The 20,980-nt window shown below is 74.4% G+C and carries 16 protein-coding genes and 2 pseudogenes; 5 read left to right on the top strand and 13 right to left on the bottom strand.

The window, feature by feature from the left end:
• Positions 1–83: 83 nt before the first annotated feature.
• Positions 84–1,319 (bottom strand): hypothetical protein, encoded by a 1,236-nt coding sequence (locus tag UIS43_RS02705; RefSeq protein ID WP_019607547.1) that lies wholly within the window; start codon positions 1,317–1,319, stop codon positions 84–86.
• Positions 1,320–1,847: 528 nt separating this feature from the next.
• On the opposite strand from UIS43_RS02705, the gene UIS43_RS02700 reads away from it, so the two are divergent.
• On the top strand, positions 1,848–2,867 hold the full coding sequence (locus UIS43_RS02700; protein ID WP_071621986.1) for a LacI family DNA-binding transcriptional regulator: 1,020 nt from the start codon (positions 1,848–1,850) through the stop codon (positions 2,865–2,867).
• Positions 2,868–2,967: 100 nt separating this feature from the next.
• Here the strand turns inward: UIS43_RS02700 and UIS43_RS02695 are convergent, their stop codons facing one another.
• Positions 2,968–4,497 carry a DASS family sodium-coupled anion symporter gene (locus UIS43_RS02695; RefSeq protein WP_370012345.1) on the bottom strand — a complete coding sequence of 510 codons (1,530 nt, stop codon included), beginning with the start codon at positions 4,495–4,497 and terminating at the stop codon, positions 2,968–2,970.
• A 115-nt stretch (positions 4,498–4,612) separates the two neighbouring features.
• Here UIS43_RS02695 and UIS43_RS02690 point away from each other — a divergent pair, with 115 nt between their 5' ends.
• Positions 4,613–5,569, top strand: coding sequence for a LysR family transcriptional regulator (locus UIS43_RS02690; protein WP_071621984.1), 957 nt, complete (start codon positions 4,613–4,615; stop codon positions 5,567–5,569).
• Between the two features lie 91 nt (positions 5,570–5,660).
• Complete coding sequence (locus UIS43_RS02685; RefSeq protein ID WP_370012343.1) at positions 5,661–6,743, top strand: tartrate dehydrogenase; 1,083 nt, start codon at positions 5,661–5,663, stop codon at positions 6,741–6,743.
• 43 nt (positions 6,744–6,786) lie between these two features.
• On the opposite strand, the gene UIS43_RS02680 is transcribed toward UIS43_RS02685, so the two are convergent.
• Positions 6,787–9,330, bottom strand: a complete 2,544-nt coding sequence (locus tag UIS43_RS02680; RefSeq protein ID WP_370012341.1) for a tetratricopeptide repeat protein — start codon at positions 9,328–9,330, stop codon at positions 6,787–6,789.
• 279 nt (positions 9,331–9,609) lie between these two features.
• Here UIS43_RS02680 and UIS43_RS02675 point away from each other — a divergent pair, with 279 nt between their 5' ends.
• Positions 9,610–9,996 carry a pyridoxamine 5'-phosphate oxidase family protein gene (locus UIS43_RS02675; RefSeq protein WP_013152830.1) on the top strand — a complete coding sequence of 129 codons (387 nt, stop codon included), beginning with the start codon at positions 9,610–9,612 and terminating at the stop codon, positions 9,994–9,996.
• Between the two features lie 11 nt (positions 9,997–10,007).
• Here the strand turns inward: UIS43_RS02675 and UIS43_RS02670 are convergent, their stop codons facing one another.
• From UIS43_RS02670 to UIS43_RS02650, 5 genes are all read right to left on the bottom strand, one after another.
• Complete coding sequence (locus UIS43_RS02670; protein WP_041552608.1) at positions 10,008–10,586, bottom strand: DapH/DapD/GlmU-related protein; 579 nt, start codon at positions 10,584–10,586, stop codon at positions 10,008–10,010.
• Positions 10,587–10,733: 147 nt separating this feature from the next.
• The gene (gene murF, locus UIS43_RS02665) at positions 10,734–12,110 is read right to left on the bottom strand and encodes a UDP-N-acetylmuramoyl-tripeptide--D-alanyl-D-alanine ligase (RefSeq protein ID WP_013152828.1); all 1,377 of its coding nucleotides are present in this window, start codon (positions 12,108–12,110) and stop codon (positions 10,734–10,736) included.
• Positions 12,111–12,509: 399 nt separating this feature from the next.
• Complete coding sequence (locus UIS43_RS02660; RefSeq protein WP_370012338.1) at positions 12,510–14,678, bottom strand: heavy metal translocating P-type ATPase; 2,169 nt, start codon at positions 14,676–14,678, stop codon at positions 12,510–12,512.
• A gap of 3 nt (positions 14,679–14,681) precedes the next feature.
• Complete coding sequence (locus UIS43_RS02655; protein ID WP_013152826.1) at positions 14,682–15,047, bottom strand: metalloregulator ArsR/SmtB family transcription factor; 366 nt, start codon at positions 15,045–15,047, stop codon at positions 14,682–14,684.
• Positions 15,048–15,331: 284 nt separating this feature from the next.
• On the bottom strand, positions 15,332–15,985 hold the full coding sequence (locus UIS43_RS02650) for a TetR/AcrR family transcriptional regulator (RefSeq protein ID WP_197724900.1): 654 nt from the start codon (positions 15,983–15,985) through the stop codon (positions 15,332–15,334).
• Positions 15,986–16,322: 337 nt separating this feature from the next.
• Between UIS43_RS02650 and UIS43_RS02645 the strand changes: the two are divergent.
• Positions 16,323–17,797: pseudogene (locus tag UIS43_RS02645) on the top strand (MFS transporter).
• Between the two features lie 244 nt (positions 17,798–18,041).
• Here the strand turns inward: UIS43_RS02645 and UIS43_RS02640 are convergent.
• The 5 genes and pseudogenes from UIS43_RS02640 to UIS43_RS02620 form a co-directional block, all read right to left on the bottom strand.
• A pseudogene (locus UIS43_RS02640) lies at positions 18,042–18,398 on the bottom strand (hypothetical protein); the annotation flags it as partial.
• Positions 18,399–18,463: 65 nt separating this feature from the next.
• The gene (locus UIS43_RS02635; RefSeq protein ID WP_370012337.1) at positions 18,464–19,660 is read right to left on the bottom strand and encodes an RNA-guided endonuclease InsQ/TnpB family protein; all 1,197 of its coding nucleotides are present in this window, start codon (positions 19,658–19,660) and stop codon (positions 18,464–18,466) included.
• 125 nt (positions 19,661–19,785) lie between these two features.
• Positions 19,786–20,001 (bottom strand): hypothetical protein, encoded by a 216-nt coding sequence (locus tag UIS43_RS02630; protein ID WP_370013284.1) that lies wholly within the window; start codon positions 19,999–20,001, stop codon positions 19,786–19,788.
• Positions 19,967–20,518, bottom strand: coding sequence for a PadR family transcriptional regulator (locus tag UIS43_RS02625; RefSeq protein ID WP_071621978.1), 552 nt, complete (start codon positions 20,516–20,518; stop codon positions 19,967–19,969). Before UIS43_RS02625 ends, UIS43_RS02630 begins: the two co-directional genes overlap by 35 nt.
• Positions 20,519–20,671: 153 nt before the next feature.
• Positions 20,672–20,977 carry a hypothetical protein gene (locus UIS43_RS02620; protein WP_071621977.1) on the bottom strand — a complete coding sequence of 102 codons (306 nt, stop codon included), beginning with the start codon at positions 20,975–20,977 and terminating at the stop codon, positions 20,672–20,674.
• Positions 20,978–20,980 lie beyond the last annotated feature (3 nt).

The following is a 20,980-nucleotide window of genomic DNA, read 5'->3' as shown; positions in this document are numbered from 1 at the left end:
CCGGGACGGGTCGGCGGTGAACGCGTGCTCCCCGGCGTCGGCGGCCGCCGTGTGCCGGGCCCCTACCGGGGAGGCCTCCGGGGTCACGCCGCCCACCCGCGCATGTCCCAGCCCAGCGGACGCAGCGGGCGCGCGGCGGGCAGGATGTCGGGTTCGTCCAACCCCAGGACCTCGTAGAGCACCGCGCGCGTGCGCTGGGCGAAGCGGCCGGGGTGGGAGGTGATCCGCGCGGCCACGGCGCGCAGCGCCTCCCGCTCGGCGGCCTCCACGGAGCGCAGGGCCCGGCCCACGAGCGGGGCGTCCCCGCGCACGGCCGGAAGGGTGCGCAGAACCTGCCCCATGGGCGAGGCCGTGTCCACGTCCGCCCGCCCGTCGTCGGCCACCAGCACGGGCCGTCCGGTCAGGGTGGCGTAGACGGTGGTGGAACCGTGGTCCCCCACCACCGCGTCGGCGGCGGCCAGGGCGCTGGCCCATTCGGCGTCGACCGGCACCACCTCCAGCCCCTGGGCGATGAGCGGGCCCAGCCACTGGTGCACCTGCCAGTCGCCGTGGGCGGCCCACACGTTCGGGTGCACGAGCAGACCGACCCGGCAGGACGCGGACACCGCGTCCACGACCAGGCGTCCGAGCAGGGTTCGCCGGGACCCCAGCAGCGACGAGGGCCCCCAGGTGGAGGCCGCCACCACCCACACGTCGTCGGGGCCCAGACCGAGCTGGGACCGGCACCACGGGCGCCGCTCCAACGAGGCCAGGATCCGGTCCGCGGCGGCGTCCCCCACGACGCGGGCGCCGCCGACCGCCTCGGGGCACGCGGAGGCCAGGCGCAGGGCCTCGTCGTCGTGGGCGAGCGCGATCCGCTCCGCGACCAGGCGGCCGTCCCGGACCAGGCCCTCGCGTCCCAGGCCGTAGGTGGCGCGGGCGAGCAAGCCCTGTCCGCCCAGGTGGGCGGGGGTGAGCTTGTTGAAGCCGACGCCGTGCGAGAACAGCACCACGGGCGCGTGGATCCGGTCCAGGACGCGGCTGGTGCTGGCCGCCAGGGCGAGGTCGAAGCGGGTGTTGACCGCCTGCTGCCAGGGCACCACCACGACCCCGGCCCGCGCCAGCCAGGTGGCGAGCCCGGCCCCGAACACCTGGTCGGGCGCGACCGTGAAGACCACCTGTACGCGCGGGTCGGAGGCCACGGTCGCCACCGGGTCCATCAAACGCTGCGCGTCGGCGACCGTGCACGCCACGGCCAGCACCCGGCGGCACCCGCCCCAGGTGGTCCACCGCCCCGCGTCCATCCCGATCGGCGCGCGGGCCCATTCCGAGTTCCCCATCCGAAGCTCCCTTCCAGCAGATTCCGCACGGATGCGGCCGTCACCGTGAGGATGGGAGGGCGGACTCGACGCACCGCTGGACGGCCCGCTGGACGGCCGCGGACGCGGTACTGGACCGCGGCCGCTGCCCGGGGCTTCCCCGTGCCCGCCGCGTCCCGTGGTCCGGGGCGGAGGGGCCGTGCGCGGCGCCGTCGCGTCTTTTACAACGTGAGAAAACCGACCTCCACATGATGAGACCCCGGTCACACCGGCCTGCCCGGACACGGAAACCCGACCGGAAGAACCCTGACCGGAGCGGCTCCGGAGCGCGCGATCGGGAGAGTTCCCGGGCGGAAGCGTCGCACGGAGGGCCGTCACGTGCTGTATAACGATAGAAAAATCGCCGGAGAACGCACGGATGCGCGTGCAGGCGGACGATCGTCGGGACGGCGACGGCGGCGGGAGGCCAGCGGGCGGCGCGGGAACGCCGCCGGGGCGGCGGGGACGCGCACGGTCGTGCACGTGTGCACCATGTGCGGAGGAGACGCTGTGGCCATCAGCCTGAAGGACGTCGCGGAACACGCGGGCGTCTCGGTCAAGACGGTGTCCAACGTGGTCAACGGCTACCGCCACGTCACACCCGCCACCCGCCAGCGCGTGCAGCAGGTCATCGACGAACTCGGCTACCGGCCCAACCTGACCGCGCGCCACCTGCGCAAGGGCCGCACCGGCATCATCGCGCTGGCCCTGCCCGAGCTGGGCAACCCCTACTTCGCCGAACTCGCCGACGCCGTGATCAACTACGCCGCCGGGCTCGACCTCATCGTCCTCCTCGACCACACCTACGGCCGCAGGGACCAGGAGGTGCTGTTCGCGCAGGGCTTCCGCGCCCGGCTGATCGACGGGCTGATCCTGAGCCCGATCGAGCTGGAGAACGAGGACCTGCTCGCGCGCGGGCACGACGCCCCCCTGGTCCTGCTGGGCGAGCGCGAGTACGAGGCGCCCTACGACCACATCGCCATCGACAACGTGGCCGCCGCCCGCACCGCCACCCGGCACCTGCTCGACCTGGGCCGCCGCCGCATCGCCTTCATCGGCGCCCGCCACGGCCGCTCGCGCCAGCCCGCCCACCTGCGCCTGCGCGGATGGCGCGAGACCGTCACCGCGGCGGGGGCGGCGGCGGACGACGCCCTGGTGGCCGGCACCGACGGCTACACGCGCCGGGACGGCGCCCAGGCGATGGCCCGCCTCCTGGACTCGGGGACCGCGCCCGACGCCGTCTTCTGCTACAACGACCTCATCGCGATCGGCGCCATGCGCACGCTCACCGAACGCGGCCTGCGGGTGCCCGAGGACGTCGCGGTCGTGGGCTTCGACGACATAGAGGAGGGCCGCTACTGCACGGCGGCCCTCACCACCATCGCGCCGCACAAGCAGGCCATCGCGCGGGCCGCGGTGGACGCGCTGCTGGCCCGGCTGGAGGGCGGCGCGGAGGGCGCGGCCGAGTCGCGCCGCGTGCGCCCGGGGTTCGCCCTGGTGCCCAGGGAGAGTACGCTCGGGCGGCCGTGACGCCGCGACGAGGAGACCCCGCCATGACCCACGAGCCCACGCGGAGCGGCGGGCCGCCCGGAACACCGGCCCGGGCGGCCCCCCGCCGCGCGGGGGCGGGTCAGGCCCCGATGCCGGTGAGCGCGACCATGACCGGGACGAGAGCGATGATCAGGGCGGCGCCGACGACGTCGAAGCAGATCCCGGAGCGGATCATCCGGGTGATCGGCACGCAGCCCGAGCCGTAGACGATGGCGTTCTGCGGCGTGGAGACGGGCAGCATGAACCCGAAGGAGGCCGCGAACGTCGCCGCGAGGGCGGGCACGAACGGGTCGACCCCCGCCGCCACCGCCAGGGGGATGACGATCGGCACGACCACGGCCGCCGAGGAGGTGTTGCTGGTGGTCTCGGAGATGACGACCGCCAGGACCACGCCGAACGCGGTGATGGCCAGGGCGCTGGTGATCCCCAGCCCCGAGGAGGCCGCCTGGCCGATCGTGGTCGCGAGCCCGGTGGAGGAGAGCAGGGCGCCGAAGATGATGCCGGTGCCGAAGAGCAGGATGGTGCCCCAGTCGATCCGCGCGGCGTCGCTCCAGCTCAGGGTCATCTCGCGCCGCTTCCAGCTGACGGGTAGCACGAAGAGCAGACAGGCGCCCAGGACCGCGACGATGCCGTCGTTGAGGCGGTCGTCGACCAGCGTGTACAGGGCGGCGTCGGTGCCGGTGAACAGTCCGACCAGGGCCGGGGTGAGCCACAGGACGACGGTGGTGCCGAAGGCGAGGACCGTGTTCCTCTCGGCCCGGCCCATCGGCCCCTGGGCGGCGCGCTGCTCGCGGATGTACTCGGTCACGCCCTCGATGCGGCGGATCTCTGGGCGGTTGATCAGCAGCAGCACCACGGCCAGCACGGCGAACATGCCCGCGACCAGGGGCAGGGCCGTCAGGACCCACTGCGTGAACGGGATGCGCTCGCCGGTGGCCTCCTCGATGAGGGCGCGGCCGATGAGGTTGGGCGGGGCCCCGACCGGGGTGAGCAGGCCGCCCACGCTGGCCCCGTAGGCGAGCATCAGCATCAGGGCGGCGCCCACCCGCAGCCGTCTGGGGTCGAAGCCGGGGCGCACCGCCCCGCGGTCCTGCATCAGGCGGGCGATGACCGCCAGGATGCCCAGCGCCGTGGGCATGAGCATGGCCACCGTGGCGGTGTTGGAGATGAAGCTGGAGACCACGCAGGTGATGGCGCCGAAGGCCAGGATGATCCGGGTGGTCGAGGAGCCCACGCCGGGCAGGGCGAGTACGAAGAAGGCCAGGCGCCGCGCCACCCCGTGTTTGAGCATGGCCTGCGCGAGGACGAACACGCCGATGAAGGTGAACACGGTCGTGGACCCGAAGGGCGCCAGGACCTCGTCGGGGGGCGCCACGCCCAGCAGGACGATCGCGGCGACCCCGATCAGGCCGCCGATCGGGATGGGCACGCTCTCGCAGATCCACAGGGCGATCACCCCGAGCAGGACCGCGGCGAGCAGCTGCTGCTGCCGGTCCATCCCCAGCGGGAGCAGGGCGAAGACGATCGCGAGCGCGGGGGCCAGGACCCACCCCAGTGTGGCCCGGCCCCGTTCGAACCGCTCCTCGGCGGGCGTGGTCTCCGATGACATGCGCTCTCCTTCGGTCGGTGCGCAGACCACTCTCAACGTGTGACCGCCATCACGTCCAAGACGTAGTTTCTCTCAGACCCATAGACTGCGCCTATGAATCGGTGGGTGAGCTGACATGGACGCGCGACAGCTGTCCTACTTCCTGGCCATCGTCGACCACGGCGGATTCGGCAGGGCCGCCGAGCACCTGCACATCGCCCAGCCCTCGTTGTCCCAGGCCATCGGGGGTCTGGAGCGGGAGCTGGGCGTGGACCTGTTCCACCGGGTGGGCCGGGGCGTGGTGCTGACCGACACCGGCACCCGCCTCATCGAACCGGCCCGCCAGGTGGTCCGGGACCTGGAGGCGGTGCGCGACACCGCGCGTTCGGCCCGCGGGCTGCGGCGGGGGCGGGTGGACCTGGTCTCGACGCCCTCCCCGGGGATCGAGCCGCTCACGACGCTGATGGCCTCCTTCGCGCGGGAGTACCCGCTGATGACGGTCAACGTGGCGGGGGCGTTCACCCCCGAGGAGGTGGTCCAGCACGTGCGCTCGGGGGCGGCCGAGATCGGGCTGCTGGGCTCGGCGGGCCACCCGCGCACCGCGGACCTGAGGGTGCTGCCGGTGGAGGAGCAGCCCCTGGTGCTGCTGTCCCCGCCCGAGAAGGAGGGCGCCCCGCCGGAGCGGACCGTGTCCGGCGGCACCGGTCCCGTCCCGGACCGGATCGACCGCGCGGACCTGGGCGGTCTGCGGCTGATCGCCTCCCAGCGCGGCAGCCTCATGCGCCAGATCGTGGACGACATCCTGGCGGGCGGCACCGACGCGCACCTGGCCGCCGAGGTCGACCACCGCACCTCGATCCTGCCCCTGGTGCTGTCCGGGCTCGGCCACGCCGTCATGCCCTCCTCCTGGAAGCCCATCGCCACGCGCATGGGCGCCCGGGTCCGCCTCATCGAACCGGTCTCCCGCCTGCGCGTCGTCATCGTCAGCCGCGCCTCGCGGATGACGCCCGCCGCGCAGGCCTTCCTCGGCGTCGCCGAGCACTACGCCAGGACCCGTCCGGAAGCGGAGCCGGGGGGTTCCGCGCAGGCATAGGCACCGCCTATGGGTCACATCGCCGATGCGTCTTGGACGCGGCCGGGGGCGGCGCGCTTGACTTCCGGGGAACCCGACCGACGGAGGAGACATGACCCAGACCCGCCACTTCCGCATCGCCGCCATCCCCGGTGACGGCGTCGGGAGCGAGGTGGTCGACGCGGGCCGCCAGGTGCTCGACGCCCTGGCCTCGGCCTCGCACGGCACCCTCGGCTTCACCTGGCAGGAGTTCCCGTGGGGCTCGGACTTCTACGCCCGCACCGGCAAGATGATCGACGACGACGGCCCCGAACGGCTCAGGGAGTTCGACGCGCTCTACTTCGGCGCCGTGGGCTGGCCCACCGTCCCCGACCACGTCAGCCTGTGGGGCCTGCGGTTGCGCCTGTGCCAGGGCTTCGACCAGTGGGCCAACGTCCGGCCCGTCCACTTCCTGCCCGGCGTCACCAGCCCCCTGCGCAAGGCCGACACCACCGAACTGGACTGGGTCGTGGTCCGTGAGAACTCCGAGGGCGAGTACGGCGGGTTCGGCGGCCGCAACTTCTCCGCCCGCGGCCGGGGCGGCGAGGTGGCCGTGCAGTCGGCGGTCTTCACCGAGACCGGCTGCGAGCGCATCATCCGCTTCGCCTTCGACCTGGCCCGCACCCGCGGTCGGCGCAAGGTGTCGTCGGTGACCAAGAGCAACGCCCAGCAGTACGGCATGGTGCTGTGGGACGAGGTGTTCGAACGCGTGGCCGCCGACTACCCCGACGTGGAGACCGAGAGCGTGCTGGTCGACGCCATGTCCGCCAAGTTCGTCCTGCGCCCGGAGGAGTTGTCGGTGGTGGTGGCCTCCAACCTCAACGCCGACATCCTCTCCGACCTCGGCAGCGCCCTGGCCGGGAGCCTGGGCCTGGCCGCCAGCGCCAACCTCAACCCCGAGCGCCGCTACCCCAGCATGTTCGAACCGGTGCACGGGTCGGCCCCCGACATCGCCGGAAGGGGCGTGTGCAACCCGATCGGCGCCGTCGGCAGCGCCGCCCTCATGCTGGAGCACTTCGGCCTGGACGAGGAGGCCGCGCGAGTGCAGCGGGCCATCCGGGCGACGTGCGCCCAGGGCGTGCTGACCGCGGACGTGGGCGGCGGCGCCTCCACTAAGGACGTCACCTCGGCGCTGATCGACAACCTCGCCGACTGAGCGCGGCGTCCGGGAGCGCGGTGGCCCCGCCGGGGCCACCGCGTCACCCTCCCCCGCCGGCCCGCGCCCTCCGGTGCCACAGCTCCAGGTCGGCCCTGATCTCCCGGGTCCTGGGGTGGTCGGGCCCCAGGATCCGCAGCTGGTCGGGCAGAAGGGCCTCCATCGCCTCGGCCGCCCGCACGGGATCGCCCGCCTCACCGCGGAAACGGGCCAGGCTGTGGCGGGTGGTGAGGACGTGGGGGTGGTCGGCGCCCAGATAACGGACCTGGTCCGTCAGGAGTTCGCCGAGCCCGTCCAGCGCGCCCGCGTGGTCTCCTCGGACGCCCCGCCAGGCGGCGATCTGGCCGCGGGTGCTGAGGGTGTCGGGGTGGCCGGGCCCCAGGAGGCGCAGCTGGTCGGGGAGCAGTGCCTCGAAGCCCGCGATGGCCCCGTCGACGTCACCCGCCCTCCCCCGCCACCGGGCGGTCTGGCCGCGGATGACCATGGTGCTCGGGTGGTCGGGGCCCAGCACGCGCCGGTGGTCCCCGATCAGCGACCGGTAGGTCTCGAAGGCGGCCCGGGCGTCCCCCGCCCGACCCTTCAGGGAGGCCAGGTGGCCGCGCGCGGCGAGCGCCTCGGGGTGGTCGGGGCCCAGGCGGCGCAGCAGGCCCGGCAGAAGGTCCTCCAGCGCCTCGCACGCGCCTAGGGAGTCACCCGCCCGTCCGCGCCACCGCGCCGCCTGGACCCGGGTGACCAGGGTCTGGGGGTGGTCCGCGCCCAGGGCCCGCGTCATGTCCTCGGCCAGGTCCCGGAAGCCCCGGGCGGCGTCGGTGGCCTCGCCCGCCATGCCGCGCCACAGGACGAGTTCGTGGCGGGCCGCCAGCGAGTCCGGGTGCCGGGGGCCCAGCCGGAGGTCGGCGGCCTCCATCAGGGACTCGAACCGGGCCGTGGCCTGGGAGAGCGCGCCGGAACGGCCGAAGCTGCTCCCGAGCGCGAACAGCACCCGGTGCGCGCCGTCCCCCCACAGCCACTCGCCGCCGTGCTCGTCCAGCGCGGCGGCGTTGGCGCGCAGCCGCTGTCCCAGGGGGCTGGCGTGCACGCGCACGGGCCAGACCGACAGGAGCGCCTCGGCGGCCGTGTGCACGGTGTCGCGGTCGACGGCGGTCGCGGGGTGGTCCCGGGTGGCGCGCTGCACGAGGCGGTGCGCGCCCACCACGGCGTCGTGTCCGAACCCCGTGCGGGTGACCAGGTGCAGTCTGGCCAGCGCGGACAGGGCGTCGTCGGCGTCCTGGGCGGTGGGCCGCGGGCCGTCGGGGCGTGCACGGTGGAGGTGGTCCAGAACGGGCTCCGAGGTCAGGACCGCGGCGGGGATGCCGGTGGGGTCCAGCACGCTGACCAGCCGCATCATCGGCCGCGCCAGCCCTTCGGGGGCCAGGGTGTCGGCGTGCTCGACGGAGACCGCCCAGGTGGCGGCCACCGTCCGGGATCCGTCGTCGGGCAGGCTCTCCCCCTCCGGGAACACCCTCGCCAGGGTGCGCCGCCGGTCCCGGAGCAGGGCGCGGTAGGAGTCGCAGGTCATGCCGTCCCTGCGGTCGCGGACGTAGGCGGCGGCGTGGGACAGGGCGAGCGGCAGGTGGCCCAGTTCGTCGGCCAGGGCCCTCAGCTCCGCTCCGCCGGGTACCCGGGGCAGGTCGCGGAGCGCGGTGGCCAGGTAGGCGAGGGACTCCGGCGGCGCGTAGGTGCCGACGCCGACGAACGTGCGGCCCCGACCGGCCAGTGCGGTGTCGGTGCGGCGGGTGGTGACCACGAGGCGGCCCTGCGGCCCCGGTGCGTGGGCGGCGGGGGTGGCGTTGGGCGGCCACAGGCCGCTCGCGTGCCGGGGGACGTCGAGGTTGTCCAGCACGACCAGCCAGCGCCGGTCGGTGGTCTGGAGCCAGGCGAGGAACTGGTGGGACGCCCGTTCGGGGTCCTCGTCCACGTGGCCGGAGACGACCCGGCGGGCGGCGTCGGCGTAGGTCTGCGTGATGGCGGACCGCTCGGCCGCGGGTACCCACACCACCAGGTCGACCCGCTCCTTCGCCAGGAGGGCGCGGGCGTGGTGGGCGGCCAGCTGGGTCTTGCCCGCCCCGCCCATCCCCGTCAGGACCAGGCCCGGCACGGCCCCGGGGCGGCCCCGGGCCGCGTGGTCCATCCGACCGGTCAGGTCCCGTTCCTGGAAGTGGTCGGCCTCGTTGGGCAGGACCCCGACGACGACGGGCCAGTCGGGCCCGGCGGTCGGCGCGTGGACGATCTGCGTGTCGATGACCGTGTGGTGCCTCGGCTGGTGCACGGTGAGGGTGCGCCCCTGGATCACGGTGCCGCCGCTCACGCGCCCGGTGAGGGTGTTGGCCGCGTCCTCGCCGGTCGCCGGTGCCGTCGGGCGCGGCACGGCCCGCCCCGTCCGGGCGAGCGCGGTCACGGCGAGCGTCAGCACGGCGGCGGCGCCGACACCGGCGGCGGCCCGTGCCCGGAGCGGGTCGGGGCCGCCGACGAGCCACAGGAGGACGGCCGCCGCGCCCAGGAACAGGGTCGCCGCGGCACCCGCCCGGACCCACCGCGTACGTGTCATGGCGCCGATTGTGGCGTGGAAACGCCCGCACTGCCAGGCTTGCCGGTCCCCGCGCAGGTGGTGCCCGGGCCGTGGCGTGTCGGCTCGTCGGCCACCGGCATGCGGGGCGTGGACGGCGGTCCGGATGTCCGGCGGGGACGGCCGCGGTGCCCGTCCCCGGGCTTCGGTCAGCGGGCACCGACCGCCCAGACCGCTCGGGTCACAGCGGTGTCCCCGCCCCGGTGGAGGGCTGGGGCGGGGCGGTGGGATGCTGGGGGCGGTCGGACCAGGGAGGACAGGATGGACGAGGACGAATTCACGCGGTTCTGGGCGCAGCGGCGACTGTGCATGCTGGCGTCGCCGCGCCCGGACGGGTCCATCCACCAGGTCCCGGTGGGGGCGACCTACGACGCCGAGGCGCGCCTGGTACGGGTGATCTCCTCGGGCAGCAGCTACAAGGCGCGCAACCTCGCGGCCCACCCCGGCGCCAGGGTGTCGGTGTCGCAGGTGGAGGGGCGCGCGTGGTGCACGGTGGAGGGCTCCGCGACGGTCTCCGACGACCCCGAGCGGGTGGCGGAGGCGGTGCGCCGCTACGGCGAGCGCTACAAGACGCCGCGGGAGAACCCGAACCGAGTGGTCATCGAGATCGCCGTGGAACGGTTCCTGGGCAACGTGCGTCCGGGCTGAGGGGTCCGGCGCTACCAGCGTCGGCGCACCGTGCCCTTGGGCCCGGCCACCAGGCTCGCGGCCGGAACGTCGTCGGCCACGACCGTCCCGGCCGCGACCACGGCGTCGCGGCCGATGCTGACGCCGGGCAGGATCGTCGCACCGGCGCCGATCCACACGTTCTCCGCCACGTCGATGGGCGCGCCGCTGAGGAACCGGCGCCGCTCGCCGGGGTCCACCGGGTGGCCGACCGTGATGAACGTGGCCTTCGGGCCGACCATCACGCCCTCGCCCAGGCGAATGCCCGCGTAGTCGAGGAACGTGCAGCCCTGGTTGACGAAGACGCGCTCGGCCAACTCCAGGCGCAGGCCGTGGTCGGTGTAAAAGGGCGGATAGATCGTCACCCGTGCCGGGAGGGGGCGGCCCAGGATCTGCTCGAACAGCGCCGCCTTCCCCTCCTCGTCGTCGAACGGGAGGACGTTGAGGCGGGAGGTCAGCTCCGTGGCCCGCAGCACCCTCTCGCTCATCGCCCGGAACTCGGCGCCCAAGACGCGTTCGCCCCTGGCCTGGAGTTCGGGGTCGTGGATCAGCATGAAGCGGTCGTCGGTCATCGGGTGATTGTGGCGCATCCGCCGACGAGGTCGCGTCACCGCTGCTCCAGATCCGCTCCTCCGAAGCCGCTCCTCCGCCGACGGGTCGGCGGCCACGGGCGCCCCACCGGGCGGGGCGGCGTGGCGGCCCCGCCCGGCCCCGGTCGCCTACCGGGCCGCGAGCGCGTCCGCGAGTTCCCCCAGTTTCAGGGCGTTGGCGCCCTTGACGAGCACCACGTCCCCGGCCCGGAGGCCGTACCGTTCCAGCCACTCCCCGGCCGCGTCCCTGTCCGCGACCACCTGACCGCCGGGCCCGTACTCGTCCGCGAGCGCGTGCGCCTCCGCCCGGCCCACCGCGACCAGCACGTCGACGCCCAGCGACGCGGCGAGCGCGCCGACCCTGCGGTGCTCCCGCTCCGAGCCGTCCCCGAGTTCGCGCATCTCCCCCAGCAGGGCGATCGTGCGTCCGCCGCTCTCACGGCCCAGGTGCGCCAGCGCGCGCAGCGCCGCGCTCGTGGAGTCGGTGTTGGCGTTGTAGGCGTCGTCGACCACCGTCACCCCGTCGGGGCGTTCGGTGACGCGCATCCGCCCCTCCGACACCGGCACCGCCGCGGTGAGGGCCCCGCCGATCTGTTCGACGTCCATCCCCGCCGCCCCGGCCACCGCGGCGGCGGCGAGCGCGTTGGGCACCTGGTGCTCCCCCACCACCTGAAGGCGGACCGGGGCCTGCCCGGCCGGGGTGTGCAGGGTGAACGAGGCCCTGCCCCGCCCGTCGAGGGCGACGCCGGTGGCGTACACGTCCGCGGCGCGCTCCACCCCGAAGGTGACCACCTCGGCCTTCGTGCGCGCGGACATCGCGGCCACCCGCGGATCGTCGGCGTTGAGCACGGCCACGCCGCCCTCGGCCGCGGCGGGCAGCGCCTCGACCAGTTCGCCCTTGGCCCTCGCGGTCATGTCCGGGCCGCCGAACTCCCCGGCGTGCGCGGTGCCGACGTTGAGCACCGCCCCGATCCGGGGCGGGGTGATACCGGTGAGGTAGGCGATGTGCCCCTGCCCGCGTGCGCCCATCTCCACCACCAGGTGGCGAGTGTCGGCGGTGGCCTCCAGGGCGGTGAGCGGGAGGCCGATCTCGTTGTTGAACGACCCCTGCGTGAAGACGGTGGCTCCGGCGCGGTCGAGGACCTGGGCGATGAGGTCCTTGGTGGAGGTCTTGCCGGAGGAACCGGTCACCGCGATCACGTCCAGGTCCGCCAGCGCCTCGACGTGGGCGCGGGCCCAGGCGCCCAGCGCGGCGAGGGGGTCCTCGACCACCACGGCGGGCAGGCCGAGCGGGCGGGCGGCGAGCACCGCGACCGCCCCGGCCTCGACGGCGGACGGGGCGAAGTCGTGTCCGTCGCGGCCCTGTCCGGGCAGTGCGACGAACAGGTCACCGGGGATCGCCTCGCGGGAGTCGAAGGCGACCCCGGTCACCTGGGTCGCGGGATCGGCGTCGGTGACCCGGCCGCCGGTGGCGGTAGCGATCTGGGCGAGGGACAAGGGCTGCACGTGACCTCCGGATGCGCTCGGCGTGAGGGTTCGACCGTACCGAGGAAGGCCGGGCGAGACCGTGATTTCGGGGCAAGGCGCGGCCTCCGGTCCACACGGACCCGGGGCTCGGCCCGCCTTGTCGGTCAGGCCCGTACGCGCCGGTCCGCCTCCTCTCGCGGGAACGCGCCGCGCACGCGAACGCCCCGCTCCCGCCGCGCGGGCGGGAACGGGGCGTCGTGGCGGCGCCTACACGGGGTCGCCCGTGCCGCCTGCGGGGTCCATGACCCCACAGACCGGCTCACCGATGCCACAGACCGGCTCGCCGATGCCACCGCCGACAGCGACACCGCGCAGGGCGCGACGGGCAGCAGCACCGCCAGGAGGGTGGGCGGCAGGGGACCGGTGTGACGGCGGCGCTCACGTGTGCTCCGGTGTCCGCGCGGCGTCCGCGTCCGAGGAGGCGGAAGGGGAGACAGTGACCGGAGCGCGGCGCCCGGCGCGCACTCCGTTGGCGATGACCAGGACCTCGGCCAGCTCGTGGGTGAGGATGACCGCCGCCAGACCCAGCACCCCGAACGCCGACAGCGGGATGAGGACCAGCAGGATCGCCCCCGACAACAGCAGGCTCTGGAGCATGATCCGCCGGGCCCGGCGGGCGTGGGCCAGGGCCCGGGGCAGCGCCCGCAGGTCCTCGCCCATGAGGGCGACGTCGGCGGTCTCGATCGCGACGTCAGTGCCCATCGCGCCCATGGCCACCCCGGTGTCGGCGGTGGCCAGGGCGGGGGCGTCGTTGACGCCGTCGCCGACCATCGCCACCGGCCCGTGGCGACGCAGAGCGCTGACCAGGGCCGACTTGTCCTCGGGACGCAGGTCGGCGTGGACCTCGTCAATGCCGACCCGCGCCGCCAGGGCGCGGGCGGTGCGCTCGTTGTCGCCGGTGAGCATCACGGTGCGCACGCCCATGCGGTGCAGGGCGGCGACCGCCTCGGCGGCCTCGCCGCGCAGCTCGTCGCGGATCGCGACGGCGCCGACCAGGCGGCCGTCGGCCTCGACCAGGACGGTGGTGGCGCCCTGTTCCTGGAGTCGGGCCACCTCCGGCGCCAGCGGCCCGGGGTCGATGTAGCCGGGCCGGCCGAGCCGCAGGGGCGTGCCGTCGGCCGAGGTGCCGGTCAGGCCGTTTCCGGCCACCGCCGCCACGTCCCGGGCGGGTGCGGGGTCGGGGTGGGAGGCCAGGATCGCGGCGGCCAGCGGGTGTTCGCTGCGCGCCTCCAGCGCGGCGGCCAGGGCCAGGACCTCCTCGCGGGTGCGCCCGTGCGCGGGTGCGACGGCCACCACGGCGGGCGCGTTGCGGGTGAGGGTGCCGGTCTTGTCCAGGGCGACCACGCGCACCGTTCCGAAGGACTCCAGGGCGGCCCCGCCCTTGACCAGCACGCCCGACCGGCTCGCCGAGCCGATCGCGGCGACCACGGTGACGGGGACGGCGATGGCGAAGGCGCACGGGGAGGCGGCCACCAGCACCACCAGGGCGCGCTCGACCCACACCCCCGGGTCGCCGAACAGGGAACCGGCGACGGCGATCAGGGCCGCGGCGACGAGGATGCCGGGCACCAGGGGTCGGGCGATCCGGGCGGCCAGGCGCTGGGCGGCGCCCCTGCGCGCCTGCTCGCGTTCGACGATGTGCACGACGCGGGACAGGGAGTTGTCGGCCACCCGGGCGCTGGCCTCGACCTCCAGGGCGCCGCCGCCGTTGACGGTCCCGGCGAACACCCCGGTCCCCTCGACGGCCTCGACGGGGACGGACTCACCGGTGACGGTGGAAGTGTCCACGGTGGAGCGGCCCGCGCGGACGACGCCGTCGGTGGCGATGCGCTCGCCGGGCCGGACCAGGAGCAGGTCCCCGACGTCGAGTTCGGCGGGGTCCACGGTGGTCTCGCGGCCCTCGCGCAGCACGGTGGCCCGGGGCGGGACCAGGTCGAGCAGGGCGCGCAGGCCGTGGCGGGTGCGGGCCACGGCATGGTCCTCCAGGGCCTCGGCCAGGGAGAACAGGAAGGCGAGCATCGCGGCCTCGCCCACCTCGCCGAGCAGGACGGCTCCGGCCATGGCCACGGTCATCAGCGTGCCCACACCCAGCCTTCCACGGACCAGGGCGCGCAGGGTGCCGGGGACGAAGGTCCACCCGCCCGCCGCGATCGCCCCCGCGAACAGCACGGTCGCCAGGACCGGCACCGGCGCGAGCCACTCGCCGACCAGTCCGGACAGCCACAGGACACCGGCCAGGCCCGCCCACCGGACGGTGGCCGAGTTCCACCACGCGCCCGGGTTCTCCTCCGGTTCCGGGGCGCCGGCGCCGCAGGTGGGGTCGCCGCAGCCGTCGGCGTCGGCAGTCTCACCGGCACCGGCGTGACCGCCGTCGGAGGCACTGTCGGCGGTGACCGGGCGGGGGCGCCCGCGGGCGTCGCCGCCCGAGCAGCAGGAGCAGGTGACCGAGGCGGGGGCCCGGGACGCGGGCGCGGGTGTCAGGTTCGGCGTCGGGCGGCCCCGGCGGGGCTCGGGCACCCCGTCGCCGCCGCAGCACAGGTCGGACACGGTTCAGCCCTCTCCCACAGCCGGTTCGGGGTCGGGCAGCAGCAGGGCCAGCAGGGTGTGACCCGCGTCGGTGAGGCGGTACATGACGAGCTTGCCCTCGCGCCGGGAGGCGGCCAGACCGGCGGTGCGCAGTTGGCGCACGTGGTGGGAGACGAGGTTCTGCGAGGCGGAGCAGACCCAGGCCAGGTCGCACACGCACAGTTCGTCGCCGACCGCCAGCGCGCGGGCGATGCGCAGCCGGGTGGGGTCGGCCAGGGCCCGGGCCCGGTCGGCGGCGAGCCGGACGTCATCGTCGGCGGGCACGCGAGCGCGGACCGCCTCGGCCTGGGGCAGGTCGAGGCAGAGGAGTTCACAGGAGTCGGAGGACATACCAACAAACTAACGCTCGTTGATATGTTGGGTCAATGTGAGACCCCGGTCCGATCCGGCGCGCCCCTGCCCACGACGGGGCTCCCCGCGCCGAAGCGGGCCCCTCGCGCGGGACGGGGTACGGCGCCCGGAACGGGGAGCGCACGGGGCAGAGGGTGAGCAGCACCTTGGTCGCGCGGCGCCCGTCGACGACGCCGGTGGCGCCGAACCGCCGGGCGAGCGCCGGGCCGTCAGGGCTCCCGCCGCCCGCACTCCGCCCGGTCCCCCGCGGTGGACGGACGCGTCTACTCGCCGGCCCGCGCCCCGGACCCGGTGACGGGGGCGAGCCAGAGGCCGGTGAGGGCGTCGGTCAACCCGACGGCGGCCCGGTGCCAGGACTCCCTGGGGGTGTCGGCCCCCTCGGCCAGGGCGCGCTCGCGCTCGGCGATCATGTGCACCATGAGATGGCGTGCCATGTCCCGGCGTTCCCCGCGGACCTCGGTCGGCAGGTCGGGAAGGCACCTGAGCAGTTCCTCCCCCACCCGGACCAGGGAGGGGGAGTTGAGGGCCTCGCCGGCCACGGTCGCACGGTAGGCGGGGTCGCTGACGGCCTGGGCGCTGAACCTCCCGTACCAACTGGGTGTGCCCAGGTCGGCGAGGTGCTGGGCCAGGGGTTCCACCATGCAGGCGATCCAGTCCCTCACCCGGTCGGACCCGTCGAACCTCAGCACCATGCGCAGACGCAGCTCCTCGATCTGGTCGTTGTGCCTGCGCACGATCGCGCGGATCAGCCCCTCCCTGGAGCCGAAGTGGTAGCTGACCGCGGTGTTGTTCCCCTGCCCCGCCTCCTGGCTGATCTGCCGGTTGGAGACACCGGCCAGTCCGTGCTCGGCGAAGAGCCGCTCCGCCGCCGCCAGAATCGCCTCCCGCGTCGCGGCGACCCGGTCCGACCTCGTCACCCTGCCGTTCACAGGGACCACCGTACCGATCCCGGAATCCGGCCGCCCACCGGCTCCGGCCGCTCCGGGATCCGGCCCCGCCCCCGACACCGTGCGCGTCCGGCACGGGCGCTCCCCGCCGGAACGCGGACGCCGCCGAACGATCCGCCCACTGTGTCCCTCCTCACCTCCGCGCCCGACAGCGGGCGCCGTCGGGGTACGTGCTGTTAGCGTAAGTCATGCGCCTGACTTAAAAGTGGGCGCTTTCGTACGTCCGGAAACGGGGACCCACTCCATGACCCATGCCCCTGGCGGAGCGACAGCGCCCGGTGACGCCGCTCCTCCCCTACGGACGAATGTGATCGTCGCCGTCCTGGCCTTCGGCGGGATCGTCGTCTCGCTCATGCAGACCCTGGTCATCCCGCTCGTGCCCGTCCTGCCCGACCTGCTGGGCGCCACGCCCGGGGACACCGCGTGGGCGATCACCGCCACGCTGCTCGCGGCCGCGGTCGCCACCCCGACGGTCGGCCGCCTGGGCGACATGTACGGCAAGCGCCGCATGCTGCTGTTCAGCCTCGCCGTCCTCGTGGCCGGCTCGGTGCTGTGCGCCCTGGCCCACAGCCTGGTGCCGATGGTCGTCGGCCGCGCCCTCCAGGGCCTGGCGGCCGGGGTCATCCCCCTGGGCATCAGCATCATGCGCGACGTGCTGCCCCCGAACGGCTCGGCGGGGCGACCGCGCTGATGAGCGCCTCGCTCGGGGTGGGCGGCGCGCTCGGGCTGCCCGCCGCCGCGCTCGTGGTGCAGGAGGCGGACTGGCACGTGCTGTTCTGGGTCGCCGCCGGGCTCGCGACCGGGGCCGCCGTGCTGGTGCGCGCCCTGGTCCCCGCGTCCGGGGTGCGCGCGGGCGGCAGGTTCGACCTGCCCGGGTCGGCGGGCCTGTCCGTGGCGCTGCTCCTGCTGCTGCTCGCGGTCTCCAAGGGCTCGGACTGGGGCTGGGGCAGCGGTGTCCCCGCCGCCATGCTCGCGGTCGCGGTCGCGGTGCTCCTGGTGTGGGGCTGGTGGGAGCTGCGTACGCCGCACCCGCTGGTCGATCTGCGCGTCAGCGCGCGGCGCCAGGTCCTGCTCACCAACACCGCGTCCCTGGTGTTCGGCTTCTCCATGTTCGCCATGTCCCTGGTCGTCCCGCAGCTGCTCCAGATGCCCGAGGTCACCGGCTACGGCTTCGGACAGACGATCCTGGTCGCGGGTCTGGTGATGGCGCCCAACGGGCTGGTGATGATGGCGATGTCCCCGGTCTCGGCGCGTATCTCCCGGGCGAGGGGTCCCAAGACGACCCTGATGGTCGGCGCACTGCTGGTCGCGCTCGGCTACGGCCTGAGCCTGGTGTCCATGTCCGCCCTCTGGCAGCTCGTGATCGCCTCCACCGTCATCGGCGCGGGCGTGGGCCTGGCCTACGGGGCCATGCCCGCCCTGGTCATGGCGGCCGTGCCCCGGACCGAGACGGCGGCGGCCAACAGCCTCAACACCCTGATGCGCTCCATCGGCACCTCCGTGGCCAGCGCCGTCGCGGGCGTGGTCATCGCCAACGTGACCATGACCGCGGGCGCGGAGGTCCTCCCCGCCCGGGAGGCCTTCACCCTGCTCCTGGGCCTGGGCGCCCTCGCCGCGCTCGCCGCCTTCGCCGTCGCCGCCTTCCTGCCCGGGCGGGGCAGGCCGGCCGACCTCGACCGGCCCGAACCCCCGCCCGCGGCCCCCGACCAGCGCGCGGACCCCTCGGAGGACGAAGGGACCGGACGCGACCAGGCGCGGGAGCACCCGAGCGGGCTCCGCTGAAGCCGAGCGCCAGGCGTCCGCGGACTCCCCCGGATTACGGGATCCGGTGCGCCCCGTCCGCCCGCTCCGGGGGCGGCACCGCGGCGGCGGTGCTCCTGGCCGGTGGAGGGAGTGGTCGTGTTCGCGGGCGCACGGCAGAGCGCTCCGGGCCACCCGCTCGTACCGTCCCCGCGCCGACGGGGCCGGTCCCGGTGTGGGGCGCGGCCCCGTGGGAACCCCCGCCGGGGACGGGCCCGGCCGCCGGTCAGCTGAAGAAACCGGCCACGCCCCTTCCCGCCGCGGCGGCGGTCCGGCACCAGTCCATGCAGGACTCGGCGGCGCTCAGGACGGCGGGGTCGAGTGCGGCCCGTCCCTCGTCGGTGGCGGCCTCCCACTGTTCGAGGGCCTTGCGGCACTCGGTGAGGCTCCACTCGCCGTAGCCCGGCAACTCTTCGGGCGCCGGGATCGGCGAGGGGGCGCCGCCGAAGCTGAACTCCTCGACGCCGACCGCGGTCACGCCCAGTGCGTTCAGGCCCGCGTCGACCGTCTCCAGCCACCCGTACCTCATCGGGGAGAAGTCGTTGTTGAACAGGGCGCGGCCGTGGAACTCGCAGATCCACTTTTGACATCCTCTCCCCCCTGAAGGCGGGAGAATCCAGCTAACGGAACCCGTCCGCCGCTGGTGGTCTACGCTTCAAAGCCCGCCTGGCGGCGAGGGCTCCACGTCCTGGCACCCACAATGTCCTGGGGCGCTTGTTGCTTGGTCAGGTGCTCGATGTTGCGCGCGGCGTTGGTGTCGGCGTGCGCGGCATACCCGCACCCCGGTGCCTGGCACACGAACCGGTCCCGCGACTTCCGGCTGCCCTCGGTGATGGCCTGGCACCGCGAGCAGCGCCGCGAGGTGTTCGGGGCAGGCACCCGCACCAGGCGCCCGCCCCGATCAGCGAGCTTGTACTCCAGCAGGGTGACGGTGCGTCCCCACGCCTGTCCGGCGATGGCCCGGTTCAACCCACGCTTTTGCGTCACGTTGGTGCCCGGGGTCTCCACCGTTCCCCGGGCCGACCCGGTCATCTGGGTGATGTGCAGGTCCTCCACCCCCACCACGCCGAACTCCCGGGCCAGGGCGTGTGTCACCTTGTGCTGCCAGTCCAGGGCGCGGCGCTTGGCTTTCGCGCGCACCCCGGCGATCTGGTCATAGGTGCGACGCAGCCGGTTCGAGGTCGCCTGTCCGGGTGTGCGGTGACGGCGTTGGCGTGCGGCTTTGCGCTCCAACCGGCGCAGACGCTGGGTTTCCCCTCCGGACAGCCACGGCCCATGCTCACGGAACGTGCCGTCGGACAGGGCGAGCGGCTGGGCGATGCCCCGGTCGATGCCCGCCCCCGGGCCGGAGTGCGGGGCCGGTTCCTTGACCTGGGTGCGCACACGCAGCACCACGTGCCAGCCGTTGGCCTCCCGCACCAACCGCGCCCCGGTGACCTTGTTCGCCACGTCGGCGTGTTTGCCCACGGGCAGGTCCTTGGTCCACCGGAACCGGACCACACCGATCTTGGGGATCTTCACACTCCCCCAGGTGCGGGTGAGGCGCTCGATGGCCAAGTCCCGCCCCTGGGGGACGTCCACGCACATCCGTGCACGCAACCGGGCCTTGAAGACGGGCGGCCCGGAACGGCCCGCCCAGCAGTTCTGCCACGCCCGGAAGTAGGCCTTCAGCACCTGCTGCGCCGCCTGGGCGGGCAGGTCAGCGAGCCAGGGGATGTCCTTGCGGGCCTGGCGGATAGCCGCATCAGCGTCAGCCAGGGACACCCGCCGGTTCTCGGAGGACATCGTCCACCACGCGTGCAGGAGGTTCCACAGGGCGCGGGCGGCGTGGCCCTGGGTTTCCAACCCCGAGAGTTGGTCCTTGGTGGGGTAGAGGCGGGCTTTGTGGCCGCGTTCGCGTTTGATGTGTCACCTCCTGCCGGGTCTGGGTCGACCCTAGCGCGGGGGTGTGACGTTTCGTGACTGACGGTTCACCCACCGACTGAAGCCGGTGACACTCTCGCGAAGGAGAGGCAGGCCACCGGGTAGAGCGCCTCGACCGCCTCGGTGAAGGCCGGTGAGGTGTTGGGGTCACCGTGGCCGTCGACCATGAGGTAGCGCAGGTCCGGCACCCGGGTGATCCGGAACCGGTCCCGTCGCGCCCGGTAGGCGTCAAGGGTTCTCTTGAAGTCGGTCTTGTCCGTCATCGTGCACCTGGACTCGGCTGGCGAGCCACGACCTTTCCGCCTCCAGGAGGCTCAGTGAGTACGAGAACACCTCGCGCGCCGCGAGCGCGGAGGGCGCCTGCGCCCGCTCGGCCTCCCGGACCGCGGCGATGCGCTCGCGCACCCCGGCCAGCCGGTCGCGCAGCGCCTCGGCGTACTCGCGTTCGGAGAGCAGAGGCAGGTTGGCGACGCCTACCAGTAGCGGGTGCGCCACCGGCCGCGGCTGTCGGATGAGGTCGAGTGCGCCGTCGCGCGCCGCCCGCCTTCCGGTTTCGGTGGCGTGGAACACCCGGCGCGACTTCGCGGCGGCGGGGGCCTCCGGGACGTGGACCAGGCCCCGCTTCTCCAGTTTGGCGAGCAGGTAGTAGATCGAGGAGAAGCCGATGTCCGTCCACTGGCGGACGCCGCGCAGCTCGATGGCCTGCTCCAGGTCGTAGCCGTGCCGGGGGCGCTCGATGACCAGGCCCAGGACGGTGAGTTCGGCGGGTGTCAGCTCCACACCCCATATTCTAGCACTAGAATAGAACGCCGGGGAACCCCTCACCCCCGGGGCCCGTGCCGTCCCTCCGGCCGCTGGGGCCCGCCGGGTGGGACGGGACCGCGTCCTCCGCGCGACGGACGCACCCGCGCGGAGGGACGCGGAAGAGCCCCCTCAGCGGCTGTTCGCCTCGCGCACCCAGAGGTGCGTCAGGAGGCGGTCACCGTGGCGGCGCCTGCGGTTGCCGGCTTTGACGTACCGCTGCCACTCCGCGGTGCATCCGCGCCTGTGGCACCCGGAACAGCATCCGTGGCCCATCGGCACCGCATCGGGGTGCGCCCACCGGCACCGCGTGTCGGGCGTCGCACGCGTCGGCTCCGGCGGCAGGTCGCAGGGGCCGTGGCTGTGGTCGTGCAGCGCCACCGCTCCGTGTTCGCGCTGGCGCACCCACAGCGGTTTGGTCTTGTCCGTACGGGACATCTC

The sequence above is a fragment of the Nocardiopsis sp. LDBS0036 genome (genome assembly GCF_041228755.1).
Classification (GTDB): domain Bacteria; phylum Actinomycetota; class Actinomycetes; order Streptosporangiales; family Streptosporangiaceae; genus Nocardiopsis; species Nocardiopsis dassonvillei.
Note: the sequence above shows the minus strand (reverse complement) of the source record. Positions and strands in the feature narration are given on the sequence as shown.